This window comes from Kocuria oceani, from assembly GCF_029524215.1.
Lineage (GTDB): Bacteria > Actinomycetota > Actinomycetes > Actinomycetales > Micrococcaceae > Kocuria > Kocuria oceani.
In genome coordinates, this window is sequence record NZ_JARAMH010000004.1 from 94,523 (window position 1) to 109,861 (window position 15,339).

Sequence of the window (15,339 nt, forward strand, 5' to 3'; positions counted from 1 at the left end):
AGCCGATTGACCGGGAGCGTCCAGGTCTCGTCCGCGGGCATCCGCGCAGGGCCGCAGGGCTCCTTTGATAGTCTGGACGCCCCGGGCGCGCCCCGGCATCCCCGTGCTCGCACAGGTCCTCCGTGCCCCGCGTCCGGGCCCCTCGACGCCCGCCCGCTGAACTGCTCACCGCTCCCCGGAGGCGCCTGATGACCGTTGTGCTCCTGCTCCACGCGGTGGTGGCCACGGTCGCGCCCCTGCTGTTCGCGCGGATGGGACGCAGCGCCTTCTACCTGCTGGCGGCAGTTCCCCTCGCCGGGTTCCTGTGGCTGCTGTCCTCCGCCCCGCGGGTGTACGGCCCGGACGGCGGGTGGACCGAGGCGGTGGAGTGGATCCCCTCCCTGGGACTGGACCTGGCCCTGCGGATGGACGCCCTGGCATGGACCATGTCCCTGCTCGTGCTCGGGGCCGGGTCCCTGGTCCTCTTCTACTGCGCCCGCTACTTCAAGCCCGGCGCCGGTGATCTCGGGGGCTTCGGAGCCCAGCTGCTCGCCTTCGCCGGGGCCATGTTCGGGCTGGTGACCGCCGACGACATGCTGGTGCTGTTCGTCTTCTGGGAGATCACCACCGTCCTGTCCTTCCTGCTCATCAGCTACAGCCGGGCCCGGCTGTCCGCCCGGCGCGCGGCCCTGCAGGCGCTCGTGCTGACCACGGCCGGCGGTCTGTCCATGCTCGTGGGCATCGTGATGCTGGGCCAGGCCGCCGGCACCTACCGGATCTCCGAGGTGCTCGCGGCGGCCCCCGAGCTGGCCCAGCGCGGCACCGTGGTGGACGTGGCGGTGTTCCTGCTCCTTGTCGGCGCCGTGACCAAGTCCGCCCTGATCCCGCTGCACTTTTGGCTGCCCGCCGCGATGGCCGCGCCCACGCCCGTGTCCGCGTACCTGCACGCCGCAGCCATGGTCAAGGCCGGCGTGTACCTGGTGGCCCGGTTCGCCCCCGGCTACGCCGAGACGGCGCTGTGGCAGCCCACGGTGATGATCCTGGGCCTGGGCACCATGATCTTCGGCGGCTGGGCCGCGCTGAAGCAGTACGACCTCAAGCTCATCCTCGCCTACGGCACCGTCAGCCAGCTCGGCTTCCTCGTCGTCGTCGTGGGCCGGGGCGCGGCCGACACCGCGCAGGCGGGCATGGCCATGCTCCTGGCCCACGGCCTGTTCAAGGCCACGCTGTTCCTCGTGGTCGGCATCATCGACCACCGGGCGGGCACCCGGGACATCCGGCGGCTCTCCGGCCTGGCCCGCCGCGTGCCCGTGCTGTTCGCCGTCTCCGCCGTGGCCGCCGCCTCCATGGCCGGGCTGCCGCCGCTGGCGGGCTTCGTGGCCAAGGAGTCGGTGCTGGCCGCGTTCACCCACGAGGCGGACAGCGCGGCGGGGATCGTGGTGCTCGCCGGGCTGGTGCTCGGCTCGGTGCTGACCTTCGCCTACAGCGCCCGCTTCCTGTGGGGCGGCTTCGCGCAGAAGTCCGCGGAGTTCTCCGAGCTCGACGCCGGGGCGGACGGCAAGGCCGTGATCAGCGACATGGAGCGCGTCGAGCCCGGTTTCCTGGCCGCCCCGCTCGTGCTCGCCGTCCTCACCGTGGCCTACGGGCTCTGGCCGCAGCCGGTCACCGCCATGCTCCAGCCCTACGTGGACCAGTTCCCCGACCCGGGCGAGCACGAGTTCTACCTCGCCCTGTGGCACGGAATCACCCCGGCCCTGGGCCTGTCGGCGGTCGTCGTCGCGGGCGGGCTGCTCATGTTCCTGGCCCGGCGCCCTGTCGCCGACCTCCAGCGCGCGCTGCCCTCGCTGCCGCCCGGGGAGCTCCTCTACCGGCGGACCGTCAACGTCCTGGACCTGATCGCGGTGTGGATCACCGGGCGCACCCAGCGCGGCTCGCTGATGTTCTACCTCTCGGTCATCCTCGTCACCGCGATCGTGGTGCCCCTCGTGGCCCTGGTCGTGGAGGAGACCCCGCCGCTGGGCGCCCTGCGGCTCTCGGACGGGCCGGCCCAGCTGATCACCGGGGCGGCCATGGTCGTGGCGGCCCTGCTGGTGCCCCTGGCGAAGAAGCGCTTCCTGGCCGTGCTCCTGGTCTCGGTCACCGGCTACGGCCTGGCGCTGATGTTCGCCCTGCAGGGGGCCCCGGACCTCGCCCTGACCCAGACGCTCGTGGAGACCATCCTGCTGGTGGCGTTCGTGCTGGCGCTGCGCTCGCTGCCCGCGCCGCTGTGGCACCGCAACCCCGCCGGGCGCCGGCTCCTGCGCGGCACCATCGCGGTGACCTTCGGGCTGTTCATGATGGCCCTGGCGGCCTTCAGCATCTCCTCGCGCACGGCCGAGCCCATCTCCCTGCAGCTGCCGCGGATGGCCTACGAGCTGGGCGACGGGCAGAACGTGGTCAACGTCATCCTGGTGGACATCCGGGCGTGGGACACCTTCGGGGAGATCTCCGTGCTGGTGCTCGCCGCGACCGGTGTGGCGTCCCTGATCTTCGTCACCGGCCGCGGGGACCGGATCGTGCGCTCCGGCGACGACCCGGACACCGAGCAGCTGCGGATCCTGCGCCGGCGCAGCGCCGCGGCCGTGGCCCCGTCCGGCGCGGAGCTGGACGCCGTGGTCGACCGGCGCTTCCCCGAGGACCCGGAGGACCCCTACCTGCTGGCGGGGCGGACCCTGGCGCCCGAGCGGCGCTCGATCGTCTTCGAGGTGGTCACCCGCCTGCTCTTCCACACGTTCATGATGGTCTCGCTCTATCTGCTGATCGCCGGGCACAACGACCCGGGCGGGGGGTTCTCCGGTGGGCTCATGGCCGGACTGGCCCTGACCGTGCGCTATCTCGCGGGCGGGCGCTTCGAGCTGGAGCGGGCCACCCCCATCAACGCCGGCACGATGCTGGGGACGGGGCTGGCGCTCGCCGCCCTCTACGCCCTCACCCCGGTGTTCCTGGGCGGCTCCGTGATGCAGAGCTACACCGTGGAGGTGGAGCTGCCGGTCTTCGGGCACGAGAAGTTCGTGTCCGCACTGGTCTTCGACATCGCGGTCTACCTGATCGTCGTCGGGCTCGTCCTCGACATCCTGCGCTCGCTGGGCGGGCGGATCGACGAGCGGATCGAGGAGGACGCCGTGCGCCGGCGCCGGAGGACGCCCGGACGCGGCACCCGCATCAGGGTCACCCGGCAGCGCCGGGTCACCGCGGGGTCGTCCGTGGCGACGTCGGCGACCTCACCCACCCCGGTCACGACCGCCGGGGCGGGGCCCGACGAAGGGAACGAGCACCGATGAGCGTGAACCTGACCCTGCTGGTCGTGATGGGCGTGCTCTACGCCGTGGGGGTGTACCTCCTGCTCGAGCGCTCGCTCACCCGGGTGCTGCTGGGACTGATGCTGCTCACCAACGGCACGAACCTGCTGATCCTGCACGCGGGCGGCATCCCCGGGCTCGCTCCGCTCTACGACAGCTCGATCGCCGCGGAGGACTACAGCGACCCGCTGCCCCAGGCGCTCATCCTCACCGCCATCGTCATCTCGCTGGCCGTCACCGCGTTCCTGCTCGGGATGATCTACCGCTCCTGGGTGCTCGGCCGCCGCGACGAGATCCAGGACGACGTGGAGGACCGGCGCGTGGCCCGGCAGTCCTCCTACGACCTCGAGGACGACGCCGAGGTGCCCGCCGAGACGACCGAGTTCGAGGAGGCGCCCCGCCGCAGCGACCCCGACGACGACCCCGACGGCGACCCCGCTGAGGACCTCGGCGAGGACCTCGAGACGCCCGGTCTCCCCGGGCCCCGGCGGGAGGGGACCCGATGACCCTCCACCTCGCCCAGCTGGCCCCGCTGGCGGTCATCATCCCCTTCCTGGGCGCGGCCCTGAGCCTCGTGCTGCTGCGGCGCAACGCCCTGCAGCGCGCCGTGGCGATCGGCTCCCTGGTGCTCACCCTCGTGGTCGAGGCCGCGGTGCTGGTGGGCACGTGGGACGTCGGTCCCCAGGCCGTCCACCTGGGCGGCTGGGCGGCGCCCTGGGGCATCGTCATGGTCGTCGACCAGCTCTCCTCGCTGATGCTCGTGGTCTCCACGGTCGTCTCGCTCGCGGTGCTGGTCTACGCCAGCGGGCAGGGCGTGGCCGACGGCGACAAGGAGGGCCCGATCTCGATCTTCCACCCCTCCTTCCTCATCCTCGTGGCCGGGGTCTCCAACGCCTTCCTCGCGGGTGACCTGTTCAACCTGTACGTGGGCTTCGAGATCCTGCTCACCGCGTCCTACGTCCTCATGACGATGGGCGGAACGGTCCAGCGGATCCGCACGGGCGTCACCTACGTGGTGGTCTCCGTGATCTCCTCGGTGCTCTTCCTGATCACCATCGCCATGATCTACGCGGCCACGGGCACCATCAACATGGCCGACCTCTCCGTGAAGCTCGCCGACCTGCCGGTGGGCACCCAGATGCAGCTGCACGTCATGCTGCTCATCGCCTTCGGCATCAAGGCGGCGGTGTTCCCGCTGTCCTTCTGGCTGCCGGACTCCTACCCGACGGCCTCCGCCCCCGTCACCGCCGTGTTCGCCGGGCTGCTGACCAAGGTGGGCGTCTACTCGATCATCCGCACGGAGACCGTGCTCTTCCCGGGGGACCGGCTCGACACCCTGCTGATGTGGGTCGCGCTGCTCACCATGGTGGTGGGCATCCTGGGCGCGCTCGCCCAGATCGACATCAAGCGCATGCTGTCCTTCACCCTCATCAGCCACATCGGCTACATGATCTTCGGGGTGGCCGTGGGCAGCCAGGAGGCGCTGTCCGCCACGGTCTACTACGTGGCCCACCACATCGTGATCCAGACCAGCCTCTTCCTGGTGGCCGGGCTGATCGAGCGCCGCGGCGGGTCCACGAACGTGGACCGGCTCGCGGGCATGGCCAAGATCTCGCCGCTGCTGGCGCTGCTCTACCTGGTGCCCGCGCTGAACCTGGGCGGCATCCCGCCGTTCTCCGGCTTCCTCGGCAAGACGGGGCTGCTGCAGGCCGGTGTGAACCGGGGCGACCCGCTCGCCTACGTCCTGGTGGCGGGCTCCGTGGCGGTGTCCCTGCTGACCCTGCTGGCCATGATCCGCGTGTGGAACCGCGTGTTCCTGCGCACCCCGGAGGACGCGGAGTACCCGGACCCGATCCTGCTGGCCCCGGTCCCGGCGGGCTCGCGCTTCCTCCTGACCTCCGGGTCCGTCGACGACCAGGAGGGGCAGTTCGCCGGCAAGGGCGACGTGCGGCTGATGTCGCCCTCCATGCTCGGCGGCGCCTCCGCGCTCGTCGTCGTGGGCGTGGCCCTCACCGTGTTCGCCGGCCCGATCTTCCAGCTCGCCGACAACGCGGCCGAGAACCTCGTCCACCCCGAGCGCTACGTCACCGCCGTGCTGGACCCCGGATCGGTTCCCCGCCCCGTGGTGGAGGAGGCCCCGTGAGCTCGCGTCCCAAGAACTCCCTGCTCGTCGAGCTGCCGCTGCTGGTGTGGCTCGTGCTCGTCTGGGGTGCCCTGTGGGGCGACTTCGGCGTGGGCAACCTGCTGTTCGGCGCGCTGCTGGCACTGCTCGTGACCTGGGTGCTCTACCTGCCCCCGGTGCAGCTCTCGGGCCGGTTCAACCTGCTGCAGTTCGCCCTCTTCGCCGTGACCTTCGTGTGGCAGGTCGCCAAGGCCAGCGTGGGCGTCATGCTCGTCGCGATCCTCGTGGGCCCGCGGGCCCGCAACGCGGTCGTGGGCGTGGAGCTGCGCACGCGCTCGGACCTGCTGCTCACCGCCACCGGCCACACCATGGCCCTGATCCCGGGCTCCATCCTCGTGGAGGTGGACCGTTCCCGGTGGACGCTCTACTTCCACGCGCTCAACGTCCGCACCCCCGAGGAGGCCGAGTCCTTCCGGCGATCCGTGCGGCAGGTCGAGGCCGCGTGGATCCGCATCATGGGCACCCGGGAGGAGCTCACCGCCCTGCGGGCCGAACGCCGAGGGGGAGGCGCGGCGCAGTCCGAGCAGGGGGACAGCGCGGCGATCGGCTCCCCGGTCACGGCCGAGCAGCAGATCGTCGGCGGCCGGCGAGGAGACGTCCCCGCCGGGAGCACCGGAACCACTGAGAATCCCCGGGCCGCCGAGAACCCCCAGACCACCGAGGAGGACCGCTCGTGATGGAGATCGCCGTGGCCGTCGCGGCCGTGCTGCTCAGCACGGCCGCCGCGGGCACCCTGTACCGGCTGGCCAAGGGGCCGTCGCTGCTGGACCGGGTGGTGGCCACCGACGTCCTGCTGGCCATCGTGGCGGCGTCGCTCGCCGTGGAGATGGCCTACCACGGCCATCTCGACAACCTCATCCTCATGGTGATCGTCTCCCTGGTGGGGTTCATCGGCGCCGTGACGGTGGCGCGCTTCGCCACCCAGACCGCCGAGCACGGGAAGTGAGCCCCGTGCTGGACACCGTCCTGGACGCCGCCGCGGCCGTGTGCCTGGTCCTCGGGGCGCTGATGTCCCTGGCCGCGGCGATCGGGCTGGTCCGGTTCCCGGACCTGCTGACCCGCATGCACGCGGGGACAAAGCCGCAGGTGTTCGGGCTGCTGCTCATGCTCACCGCCGTCGCCCTGGAGAACCGGGACCCGGTCATGATCCCGCTGATCATCCTGGGCTGGGTCTTCCAGCTGCTCACCGTGCCCGTCTCGGCGCACATGGTCGGCCGTTCCACCTACCGCACCAAGCACCTCAACCGGGCCACCCTCACGCAGGACGACCTGCAGGAGGTGCTCAACCGTGCCGGTGAGCAGAACGGCGGCGGGCAGGCCGCGGCCGGGGCGGCCCTCACCGACGCGGCCGGGGCGGCCCTCACCGACGCGGCCCTCACGGACCCGCCGGGCGCGGACGGGCAGCACGCCGACGGACAGCAGACTGACGGATCCGGGAGGACGCGTTAGGCTGGGCACGATCGACGGGCGCATCCGCGCCGCCCCGACGACAAGGAGCAGCAGTCCATGAACACGAAGATCCTCGAACTCGCCGGCACCGGCCTCTCGCTGGGCGGCGTGGCGCTCTCGCACAAGGTGCTCGGCGCCGCGTGGACGCGCATCACGGGGGACCCGCCCCCCGCCAAGAACCCGGACCCGGACGAGGCGTGGACCGGCATCATCATCTGGTCGCTCGTCACCGGACTCGTCGGCACGGTGATCAAGGTCGCGATCTCCCGCCAGGTCGCGAAGATGGAGAACCAGCCCCGGAACAACCCCAAGGCCTCCAGCCAGGCCGAGGTCTGATCCCCGGGGACCACCTCACGAAGGGGCCGGTCCGCCCGGACACCGCAACGGTGTCCGGGCGGACGGGCCCCTTCGCCGTCCGGCGGACGCGCCGCGGGAGGAGCGCCGGACGCCCCGCGGGCAGGAACGGAACGGCGGACGTGCCGGCGGCAGCACCGGCGACAGTCCAGGCGACAGTCCGGATGTCAGTGCGTGCGGCGGTGCGGGCAGGGGAGGGGTAGACTCGGTGCCACTGAAACGACAGGGGAGCGCACCCCGCCGGCAACGGCGGCACAGCGCTGAGAGTGCGGATCACCGCAGACCCTCGAACCTGCTCCGGTTAGCACCGGCGAAGGGAGTCGAGCACCTCAGGGGTGACTCGCGGACGTGAGCTCCGGCCGTGTCCGCGCGGACCCCTCCCCTCCTGGCACCGATGGCTCGCTGAGCCCAGGAGGAACGCACCATGAACACCACCACGCACCGTCCCGCCGGCCGCAACCGTGCGCCCGGGTCCTCGTCCTGGCGGGTCGTCGACATCGTCGTGGCCGCCGTCCTCGCCGCCGTGTGCGCGGTCGTCTTCTGGGCGTGGTCGAACCTGCTCTATCCCGTGGTCGGAGCCGCCGCGGTGACCTATCCGCCCGCCGTGGGGCTGATCGCCGGCGGCTGGCTCGTGGCCGGCGTGCTCGGCGGTCTGATCATCCGCAAGCCGGGCGCCGCGCTGTTCTGCGAGCTGCTCGCCGCCGTCATCGAGGGCTTCCTCGGCACCCACTTCGGCTGGACCGTGATCCTGTCCGGCCTCCTCCAGGGCATCGGGGCCGAGCTGGTCTTCGCCGCGGTGCGCTACCGCCGCTACAACGCCGCGGTGGCCGCCGCGGCGGGCGCGGTCAGCGGCATCTTCCTGGGCGTCAACGAGAGCATCATCTACAACTACGAGTGGGCCCTCGGCCACCAGGTGGTCTACGTGGTCCTCGCAGCCCTCTCGGGCGCGGTGCTCGCCGGCCTGCTGATGTGGGCCGTGGTGAAGGCGCTCGCAGCCACCGGCGTGCTGCAGGGCCTGGCCTCGGGCCGGGTCGCACGGCGATGACCGCCGCGGCGGTGCGTCCTCCCGGCACGCCCGCCGCCGCGGGGGCCCGCGTCGAGGCCCGCGGCTTCGGCTGGCACCACCCCGGCCGGGAGGCCCCCGCCCTGCGGGGCATCGACCTGGTGGTCGAGCCGGGGGAGCGGGTGCTGCTGCTGGGGCCGAGCGGGGCGGGCAAGTCGACGTTCCTGCACGCCCTCGCGGGGGTGCTGCACGACGACGACGGGCTCTCCCGCCACGGGGAGCTGCTGCTCGACGGCACGGACCCGGACCGGGCACGGGGACGCGCCGGGCTCGTGCAGCAGGACCCCGAGTCCCAGGTGGTCCTGTCCCGTATCGGGGACGACACCGCCTTCGGCCTCGAGAACCTCGCCGTGCCCCGGGAACAGATCTGGCCCCGGGTCCGCGCCGCCCTCGACGACGTGGGGCTGACCCTGCCGCTCGACCATCCCACCGCCGCCCTGTCCGGCGGGCAGAAGCAACGCCTGGCGCTCGCCGGTGCCGTGGCGATGAGCCCGGGGCTGCTCCTGCTCGACGAGCCCACCGCGAACCTGGACCCCGCAGGGGTGCGGCAGGTCCGGGACGCGGTGGCACGCTGCCTGGACCGCAGCGGGGCCACTCTGGTGGTCGTGGAGCACCGCGTGGCGGTGTGGGCCGACGTCGTGGACCGTGTCGTCGTGCTCGGCCGCGACGGGGGGATCACGCACGACGGGTCCCCGGCGCAGGTCCTGGGGGAGGCCGCCGACGAGCTGAGCCGCGCCGGGGTCTGGGTTCCCGGGCGGGTCCCGCCCACCCGCGCGCCCGCCCGTCCCCGGGGAGACGCGGAGCCGCTGCTGAGCGCGGCCGCGCTGGCCGTCTCGCGCACCCAGCCCTCCGCGCGGCAGCTGCGCGCCCGGCGCCGGGCGCGGCGGCGGGGCCGGGCGCTGAGCGATGCCGCGGCGGGCCGGGACCTCCCGGCCGCGGTGACCGGCGTGGGAGTGGACCTGCTCCGTGGCCGGGCACTGGCCGTGACGGGCGCCAACGGCGCCGGGAAGTCGACCCTGGCGCTCACGCTGGCGGGCCTGCTGGCGCCCGTGCGCGGCACCGTGACCGCGCACCCGGCCCTGGCCCGCGGCGCCGGACCGGACCCGCTGGAGTGGGCCGGACCGGACCTGGTGGCCCGCGTCGGGACGGTCTTCCAGGAGCCCGAGCACCAGTTCCTGCGCGCCACCGTGCGGGCCGAGCTCGAGCTCGGCCCCCGTCTGGCGGGCACCCCGGCGGCCGACCGGGACCGTCGCACGGGAGAGCTGCTCGACCGGCTGCGGCTGACCCACCTGGCGGACGCGAACCCCTTCACCCTCTCCGGCGGTGAGAAGCGGCGGCTGTCGGTGGCCACGGTGCTGGCCACCGATCCGGACGTCCTGGTGCTCGACGAGCCCACGTTCGGCCAGGACGCCCTGACCTGGGCCGAGCTCGTGGACCTGCTCCTGGAGGTCGTGGATGCCGGCACGGCCGTGCTCGCGGTCACCCACGACGAGGACTTCGTGCGGGCGCTCGGGGCCGAGGTGCTGGAGCTGGGAACGTCCGCCCCCGGGATCGTGCCGGAGCCGGTCGCTCCCGCACGGGGCGCCGTGGTGGAGTCCGGTGCTCCTGGACGGGGCGTCGTGCTGAAGCCGGGTGCTCCTCGACGCGGTGCCGTGGTGGAGTCCGGTGCGCCCGCACAGGGCGTCGTGGTGGAGCCGGGCACGCCCGTGCCGGGGCTCCGGCCGGCCACGGAGCAGGTCCGGTGAGCGCGCCCGTGATCGGCCCGGCGGCCCGGGCCTCCCTGCTGGGCCGCGCCCATCCCGTGGTGAAGCTGGCCGGTGCCCTGGCCCTGACCGTGACGCTGCTGCTCAGCGCGGATCCCGTGACGTCGGGGATCGTGCTGCTGGGCGAGGTGCTGCTGCTGACGCTGGCCGGACGGCGCCCGCCGGCGCAGCTGCTGCGCGCCTGGCCCCTGCTGCTCGCGGCGCTCGTGAGCGGGTGGGGCACGGCGCTGCTCGCCGAGGACTCCGGGCCCGTGCTGCTCGACCTGGGGATCACCGAGCTCTCGGCCGGGTCGGTCGCCGCGGGCGCGGCGATCGCCCTGCGTGGGCTCGCGCTGGCGCTGTCGGGCCTGCTCGTCGTGCTCAGCACGGATCCGACGGACCTCGCCGACGGACTGGCCCAGACGCTGCGGCTGCCCGCCCGGTTCGTGCTGGCCTCCTTGGCGGCACTGCGCCTGGTGGGCGTGATGCTCACCGAGTGGTCCACGCTGGCGATGGCCCGCCGGGCCCGCGGCGCCGGCTCGGGGCACGGCCCGGTGGGCGTGCTGCGGGAGTTCGGCGGGCAGGCGTTCACCCTGCTGGTCCAGTCCCTGCGCCGTGCCACGCGGCTGTCGGTGACCATGGAGGCGCGCGGCTTCGGCGCGGGCCCGCGCACGTGGGCCCGGGTTCCGGGACACTCCTGGCGGGACGCCGTGGTGCTGGCGGGGTGCGCCGCCGTGGCCGTGGCGGGACCGGTGGTCTCCGTCCTGCTCGGGACGCACCGGTTCATCTGGGCCTGAGGCCGGGGCGCCGCGCCCGTAGGTGCCCGTCCGGCCGGCTCGCGTGTCCCACCCGTCGGGCCCGGGCCACCCAGCCCGTCACGAGGCGGGTGAGCTCCGGGTCCACGGGCAGCGGGTGGGAGTCGAGCCGGCGCACCGGTACGGCGAGCCGCACGCTGGAGACGAGCCAGAGGGCGTCCGCCGCCAGGAGGTCGGTGGACTGCAGGGGCCCGTGGCCCAGCTCCCAGCCGTCGCGCCGGGCGGCGTCGAAGATCGTGGCCTGTGTGGTGCCGGGGAGGATTCCCTGCGAGGGCTCCGGGGTCACGAGGGTGCGGACGCCCTCGCGAACGCGGGCGCAGACCACGGAGGACGTGGCGCCCTCCAGGACCCGGCCGTCCGGGGCCGTGAAGATCGCCTCGTCCGCGCCGAGGGAACGGGCATGGCGCAGGGCGGCCATGTTGATCGCGTAGGACAGGGTCTTGGCGCCGGGCAGCAGCCACGGATACGCGGCGTCCTGCGCCGGGTCGTGGCCGCGGGGCAGCAGCACCGCGGAGACTCCCTCCCGGCGCTGCCGGAAGGTGGACTCCGGTACGGGGCTCACGGCCACCCACGACCACGGGCCGGCTTCGGGGGTGCCGCGGCTGACGACCACCTTGACGCTGTGCTCGGCGCCCAGCCCTCCGTCCCCGCCGGGGGCCGCGTGGGCGAGCCCCAGCTCGACGGCCTGCCGCAGCACCTGCGCCGAGGGCACGGGGAGCCGGGCCAGGCGCGCCGAGGCGGACAGGCGCCGGTGGTGGACGGCGAACTTCTGCACCCGCCCGTCGACGGCGCGCAGGCTCTCGAACACCCCGTCCCCGCGGGTGAGTCCCTGGTCGTCGACGCGCACGAGCGGGACGGCCGGGTCGGCGAGGACCCCCTCCGGGTGTGCGGCGTCGAGGACGACGACGGTGCTGGTCACGGTTGTCTCCTGTCGGTGCGGGCGCCCGCTCAGTGGACGGGGCCGGGGTGCAGGACGTCGACCTGCTCCCAGACGTGGTCCTCCGCCAGGTAGGCGTCCTCCTGGGCGGCCCACTGCTCCCAGTGCTCGGCGTAGTAGGCGCCGTCCCGGCTCAGGGCCCGGTCGTAGCGCAGCGCGGTGGGCAGCTCGACCCAGACCGAGACGTCCAGCAGGGCCCGGGCGGCGGCCGAGCAGGCCCCGACGCCCTCCAGGACGACGACCTCCGCGACGCGTGTCAGGCGGGGGGTGCCCGGGGACCCGGTGACCCAGTCCCAGGCGCTCCACTCGGCGTCCCGGCCGGCGCGGAGAGGGGTGAGGACCTCCTCCACGTAGGTCCGGGTGCCGGGGCGGAGACCGTCCCAGCCCGGGTAGAGGTCCTCCATGTGGAAGAGGGTCACGTCCCGCACGGGACGGAGCACCTCGGCGAGCTGCTCGGCCAGGGTGGTCTTCCCCGCGCCCGAGCGCCCGTCGATGCCGATGAGCCAGGGACGCCGGGTGGGGGTGGGGAGCAGCCGGGCCAGGTTGGTGCCGGCCGGGTGGGCCGCGGCGACCGCGGCGTCCACCTCCAGCTCGATGTCGATCACGCGTGTCCGGCGTCCCGGGCGCGGCCGGTGCCGGGGAGGCCGGCGTCCAGTTCCCCGGCGACGGCGCGGACCACCCCCGGCACGGCGGCGGCGATCATGCCGTACGTGGTCTCGAAGTCCTCGGCGCCCCCGTACCAGGGGTCGTAGATGCCCAGCTCGGTGTGCTCGGAGCCGGCGACGGCGGGGTCGAACTCCCGCAGCAGGCGCACCTTCTCGGCGGCGGGAGCGTCGGGGGCGAGGGCGCGCAGGCGCCGCCAGTGGACGAGGTCCAGGGCGAGCACGAGGTCGCGGTCCGCGAAACGGGCCGGGTCGAAGACCTGGGCGGCGTGCGCGGAGGCGTCCAGCCCCTCGCGGCGCAGCAGGTCCCCGGCCCGCGGGTCGACCGGGTTGCCGAGCTCCTCGTCGCTCACGCCGGCCGAGTCGACGCGCACGCGCTCGCCCAGACCGGCGGCCTCGAAGGCGCGGCGCAGGGCGAGCTCCGCCATGGGCGAGCGGCAGATGTTGCCGGTGCACACGGCCACGATCGAATACATAGCGGGCAGTCTAAGCCGGACGGGGCCGGGACGAGAAGTGCGGCCGCCGCCCGGAGGCGACGGCCGCACTTCTCGTCCCGGGAGGTCAGGTCCGGTCCCGGTCCTGACGGAGCGGAAGATCCGCGTCCGGTGCCGGTTCCGGTTCCGGGTGCGACCGATCGGGGTGCTGGCGGGATCCGTCCGGGTTCAGGACCGTTCCGTCCGGGGCCGCACGCGATCCGGTCTCCGCGGCGAGGTCGATCTCCTGGCCGTTCTCGTCGACGCGCCGGTACCAGTCGGTCACGGCGGGGTCGTGCGAGTCGAACGTCTCGCCGGCGGCGCGGGCGCCCGGGGCGTGCTCCACCTGGAGGGCGAAGTCGTCGCCGTGCTCCTCGATGCCATGGATCACGGCCTTGCGCACGGCCGTGACGGCGAACTCGTGCCGGATCGTGGCGGGGTCGCTGCGCAGGTCCTTGTAGAAGGAGACCATCAGGAAGGCGACGATCACCGCGAACGGCAGGGCCGAGACAGTCACGAGGTTCTGCATCCCGGTCAGGGCGTCGTCGCCGCCCACGAGCATCATGACCGTTGCGATGCCGCCCAGGGACAGGCCCCAGAACACGACGATGGAGCGGTTGGGCTCGGGCCGACCGCGCTGGGACAGGGTGCCCATGACGATGGACGCCGAGTCCGCGCTGGTCACGAAGAAGATGCCGATGATGACCATGGCGAGCACCGACGTGATGGCGCCCAGGGGCAGGGCGTCGAGCATCCCGAACAGCACGGCCTCCTGGCCGCCGGCGGCCGCGAGGTCGGTCCCGGTGCGCTGCAGGTACATGGCGGTGCCGCCGATGACCACGAACCAGAGCACGCACATCGAGGAGGGCACCACGAGCACCACGGTCACGAACTGGCGCAGCGTGCGGCCACGGGAGATCTTGGCGATGAACATGCCGACGAACGGGGACCAGGACAGCCACCACGCCCAGTAGAAGACGGTCCAGCCGCCGGCGAAGGCGGTCGAGTCCTCGCCCCAGCCGCCGGTCTGCCCGGTCATCCACAGGTACTCCTGCAGGTACGTGCTGAACACGGCCGGCACGAGGTCCAGGATCAGGACGGTGGGCCCGGCCACGAACACGAACAGGGCCAGCAGGAAGGCCAGCAGCAGGTTCGTGTTGGACAGGTAGCGGATGCCGCGGGCCACACCGGAGACGGCGGAGACCACGAAGGCGGCGGTGAGCACGGCGATGACCGCGATCAGGCCGCCGTTGCCCAGCGGGCCCCACCCGGCCACGATCTCGAGGCCCCGCGAGATCTGCAGCGCGCCGATCCCCAGGGAGGCCGCGGTGCCGAAGAGGGTCGCGAAGATGGCGAACACGTCGATGAGCCGGCCCAGGCCGCCCTCGGCGCGCTGCTGGCCGATCAGCGGCACGAAGATGCGGCTGATGAGCGGGGGACGGCCGCGGCGGTAGGCGCCGTAGGCGACGGCTGAGCCGACCACGGCGTACATGGCCCAGGGGTTGAGGCCCCAGTGGAAGGCCGTCTGGACGAGGGCGTAGACGGTCATCTCCTCCGACCCGGGATCCGCCCCGAAGCCAGGGACGCCCGCGCCGAAGTGGCTCAGCGGCTCGGAGGCGCCGTAGAACATCAGGCCGATGCCCATGCCGGCGGCGAAGAGCATGGCCAGCCACGAGAAGAAGGAGTATTCGGGCTTCTCGTCGTCCATGCCCAGCGGGATGCGGCCGGTGCGGCTGAAGCCGACGACGAGCATGAACAGCACGGCGGCCGTGGACAGCGCGGTGAAGAACCAGCCGGCGTTGCCCGTCACCCAGCCCAGAGCCGCGGTGGAGGCGGCGGTCAGGGACTCGGTGGAGAGCACGCCCCACGCGATGAACGCCACGATCAGCGCGGCGGTGACGAGGAAGACCACCTTGTCCGTGCCGTATCGCAGCTTCTGGTCCTCCACGGCGATGCCGGGGACCAGCGCGGGGTGGATGCCGTGCGGGTAGTTGATCTCCCGCAGCACCTCGCGCGGCTTCGGCCGGTGGGGTGAGCCGTTCGGGCTCTCTGACTGCGGCGTATGGGGTGGTGTGGTGCTCACGGAGGCTCCTGCGGTGTCGGGTGCGTGCGGTGTCGTGTCGGGATGCGAGCGTGGGCGTGCGGGGCGGACCCGGGGGCGGGCCCGGGGATGTCGAGGAGGGCCCGGAGGCCCGGGCGCAGCAGCCCAGTCTACCGGAGAGCTCTCCCGGCAGCAGGGGGCGGGCCAGCTCTCACGCCAAGCACCGCAGAGAAATTGAGTCGAGTCGACTCAAGTCGACTTGACACCGGCCGGTCGCATGGCAGACTTGAGCCAGGAAAACTCA

Annotated in this window: 14 protein-coding genes and 1 riboswitch; of the genes, 10 read left to right on the forward strand and 4 right to left on the reverse strand. The window is 73.3% G+C overall.

Annotated elements, in window-relative coordinates:
* The first annotated feature begins 188 nt into the window (after window positions 1–188).
* The 10 genes from PU704_RS05770 (at window position 189) to PU704_RS05815 (ending at window position 10,904) form a co-directional block, all read left to right on the forward strand.
* Complete coding sequence (locus PU704_RS05770; protein ID WP_277550597.1) at window positions 189–3,299, forward strand: Na+/H+ antiporter subunit A; 3,111 nt, start codon at window positions 189–191, stop codon at window positions 3,297–3,299.
* Window positions 3,296–3,823, forward strand: coding sequence for a Na(+)/H(+) antiporter subunit C (locus PU704_RS05775; RefSeq protein WP_277550599.1), 528 nt, complete (start codon window positions 3,296–3,298; stop codon window positions 3,821–3,823). The genes PU704_RS05770 and PU704_RS05775 overlap by 4 nt, the downstream gene beginning before the upstream one ends.
* Complete coding sequence (locus PU704_RS05780) at window positions 3,820–5,460, forward strand: Na+/H+ antiporter subunit D (protein WP_277550600.1); 1,641 nt, start codon at window positions 3,820–3,822, stop codon at window positions 5,458–5,460. The genes PU704_RS05775 and PU704_RS05780 overlap by 4 nt, the downstream gene beginning before the upstream one ends.
* The gene (locus PU704_RS05785; protein WP_338130215.1) at window positions 5,457–6,176 is read left to right on the forward strand and encodes a Na+/H+ antiporter subunit E; all 720 of its coding nucleotides are present in this window, start codon (window positions 5,457–5,459) and stop codon (window positions 6,174–6,176) included. The genes PU704_RS05780 and PU704_RS05785 overlap by 4 nt, the downstream gene beginning before the upstream one ends.
* Window positions 6,173–6,445: an MrpF/PhaF family protein gene (locus PU704_RS05790; protein WP_047804451.1), complete on the forward strand. Its 273-nt coding sequence runs from the start codon at window positions 6,173–6,175 to the stop codon at window positions 6,443–6,445. The genes PU704_RS05785 and PU704_RS05790 overlap by 4 nt, the downstream gene beginning before the upstream one ends.
* Window positions 6,446–6,450: 5 nt before the next feature.
* Window positions 6,451–6,948 carry a monovalent cation/H(+) antiporter subunit G gene (mnhG, locus tag PU704_RS19990; RefSeq protein ID WP_338130216.1) on the forward strand — a complete coding sequence of 166 codons (498 nt, stop codon included), beginning with the start codon at window positions 6,451–6,453 and terminating at the stop codon, window positions 6,946–6,948.
* Between the two features lie 57 nt (window positions 6,949–7,005).
* Entirely contained in the window at window positions 7,006–7,284 is a 279-nt protein-coding gene (locus tag PU704_RS05800) for a DUF4235 domain-containing protein (RefSeq protein WP_047804449.1), read from the forward strand.
* A gap of 232 nt (window positions 7,285–7,516) precedes the next feature.
* A riboswitch (TPP riboswitch) is annotated at window positions 7,517–7,638 on the forward strand.
* Window positions 7,639–7,726: 88 nt separating this feature from the next.
* Window positions 7,727–8,347, forward strand: a complete 621-nt coding sequence (locus PU704_RS05805; protein ID WP_047804448.1) for an ECF transporter S component — start codon at window positions 7,727–7,729, stop codon at window positions 8,345–8,347.
* The gene (locus PU704_RS05810; protein WP_277550601.1) at window positions 8,344–10,110 is read left to right on the forward strand and encodes an ABC transporter ATP-binding protein; all 1,767 of its coding nucleotides are present in this window, start codon (window positions 8,344–8,346) and stop codon (window positions 10,108–10,110) included. The genes PU704_RS05805 and PU704_RS05810 overlap by 4 nt, the downstream gene beginning before the upstream one ends.
* Window positions 10,107–10,904 (forward strand): energy-coupling factor transporter transmembrane component T family protein, encoded by a 798-nt coding sequence (locus PU704_RS05815; RefSeq protein WP_277550602.1) that lies wholly within the window; start codon window positions 10,107–10,109, stop codon window positions 10,902–10,904. Before PU704_RS05810 ends, PU704_RS05815 begins: the two co-directional genes overlap by 4 nt.
* Here the strand turns inward: PU704_RS05815 and PU704_RS05820 are convergent.
* The 4 genes from PU704_RS05820 to PU704_RS05835 all read right to left on the reverse strand — a co-directional run bounded on the left by PU704_RS05820 (window position 10,891) and on the right by PU704_RS05835 (window position 15,077).
* Entirely contained in the window at window positions 10,891–11,841 is a 951-nt protein-coding gene (locus PU704_RS05820; RefSeq protein ID WP_277550603.1) for an aminotransferase class IV, read from the reverse strand. The two genes, PU704_RS05815 and PU704_RS05820, sit on opposite strands and share 14 nt — an antisense overlap.
* 29 nt (window positions 11,842–11,870) lie before the next feature.
* A complete protein-coding gene (locus PU704_RS05825) occupies window positions 11,871–12,464 on the reverse strand; it encodes a uridine kinase family protein (RefSeq protein ID WP_277550604.1) in 594 nt (197 codons plus the stop codon).
* Window positions 12,461–12,997, reverse strand: a complete 537-nt coding sequence (locus PU704_RS05830) for a low molecular weight protein-tyrosine-phosphatase (protein WP_277550605.1) — start codon at window positions 12,995–12,997, stop codon at window positions 12,461–12,463. Before PU704_RS05830 ends, PU704_RS05825 begins: the two co-directional genes overlap by 4 nt.
* An 85-nt stretch (window positions 12,998–13,082) precedes the next feature.
* The gene (locus PU704_RS05835) at window positions 13,083–15,077 is read right to left on the reverse strand and encodes a BCCT family transporter (RefSeq protein ID WP_277550607.1); all 1,995 of its coding nucleotides are present in this window, start codon (window positions 15,075–15,077) and stop codon (window positions 13,083–13,085) included.
* Window positions 15,078–15,339 lie beyond the last annotated feature (262 nt).

Coding starts and splice junctions, on each gene's coding strand:
- PU704_RS05770 (WP_277550597.1), top strand. CDS start 189: ATGACCGTTGTGCTCCTGCTCCACGCGGTGGTGGCCACGGTCGCGCCC.
- PU704_RS05775 (WP_277550599.1), top strand. CDS start 3,296: ATGAGCGTGAACCTGACCCTGCTGGTCGTGATGGGCGTGCTCTACGCC.
- PU704_RS05780 (WP_277550600.1), top strand. CDS start 3,820: ATGACCCTCCACCTCGCCCAGCTGGCCCCGCTGGCGGTCATCATCCCC.
- PU704_RS05800 (WP_047804449.1), top strand. CDS start 7,006: ATGAACACGAAGATCCTCGAACTCGCCGGCACCGGCCTCTCGCTGGGC.
- PU704_RS05805 (WP_047804448.1), top strand. CDS start 7,727: ATGAACACCACCACGCACCGTCCCGCCGGCCGCAACCGTGCGCCCGGG.
- PU704_RS05810 (WP_277550601.1), top strand. CDS start 8,344: ATGACCGCCGCGGCGGTGCGTCCTCCCGGCACGCCCGCCGCCGCGGGG.
- PU704_RS05830 (WP_277550605.1), bottom strand. CDS start 12,997: ATGTATTCGATCGTGGCCGTGTGCACCGGCAACATCTGCCGCTCGCCC.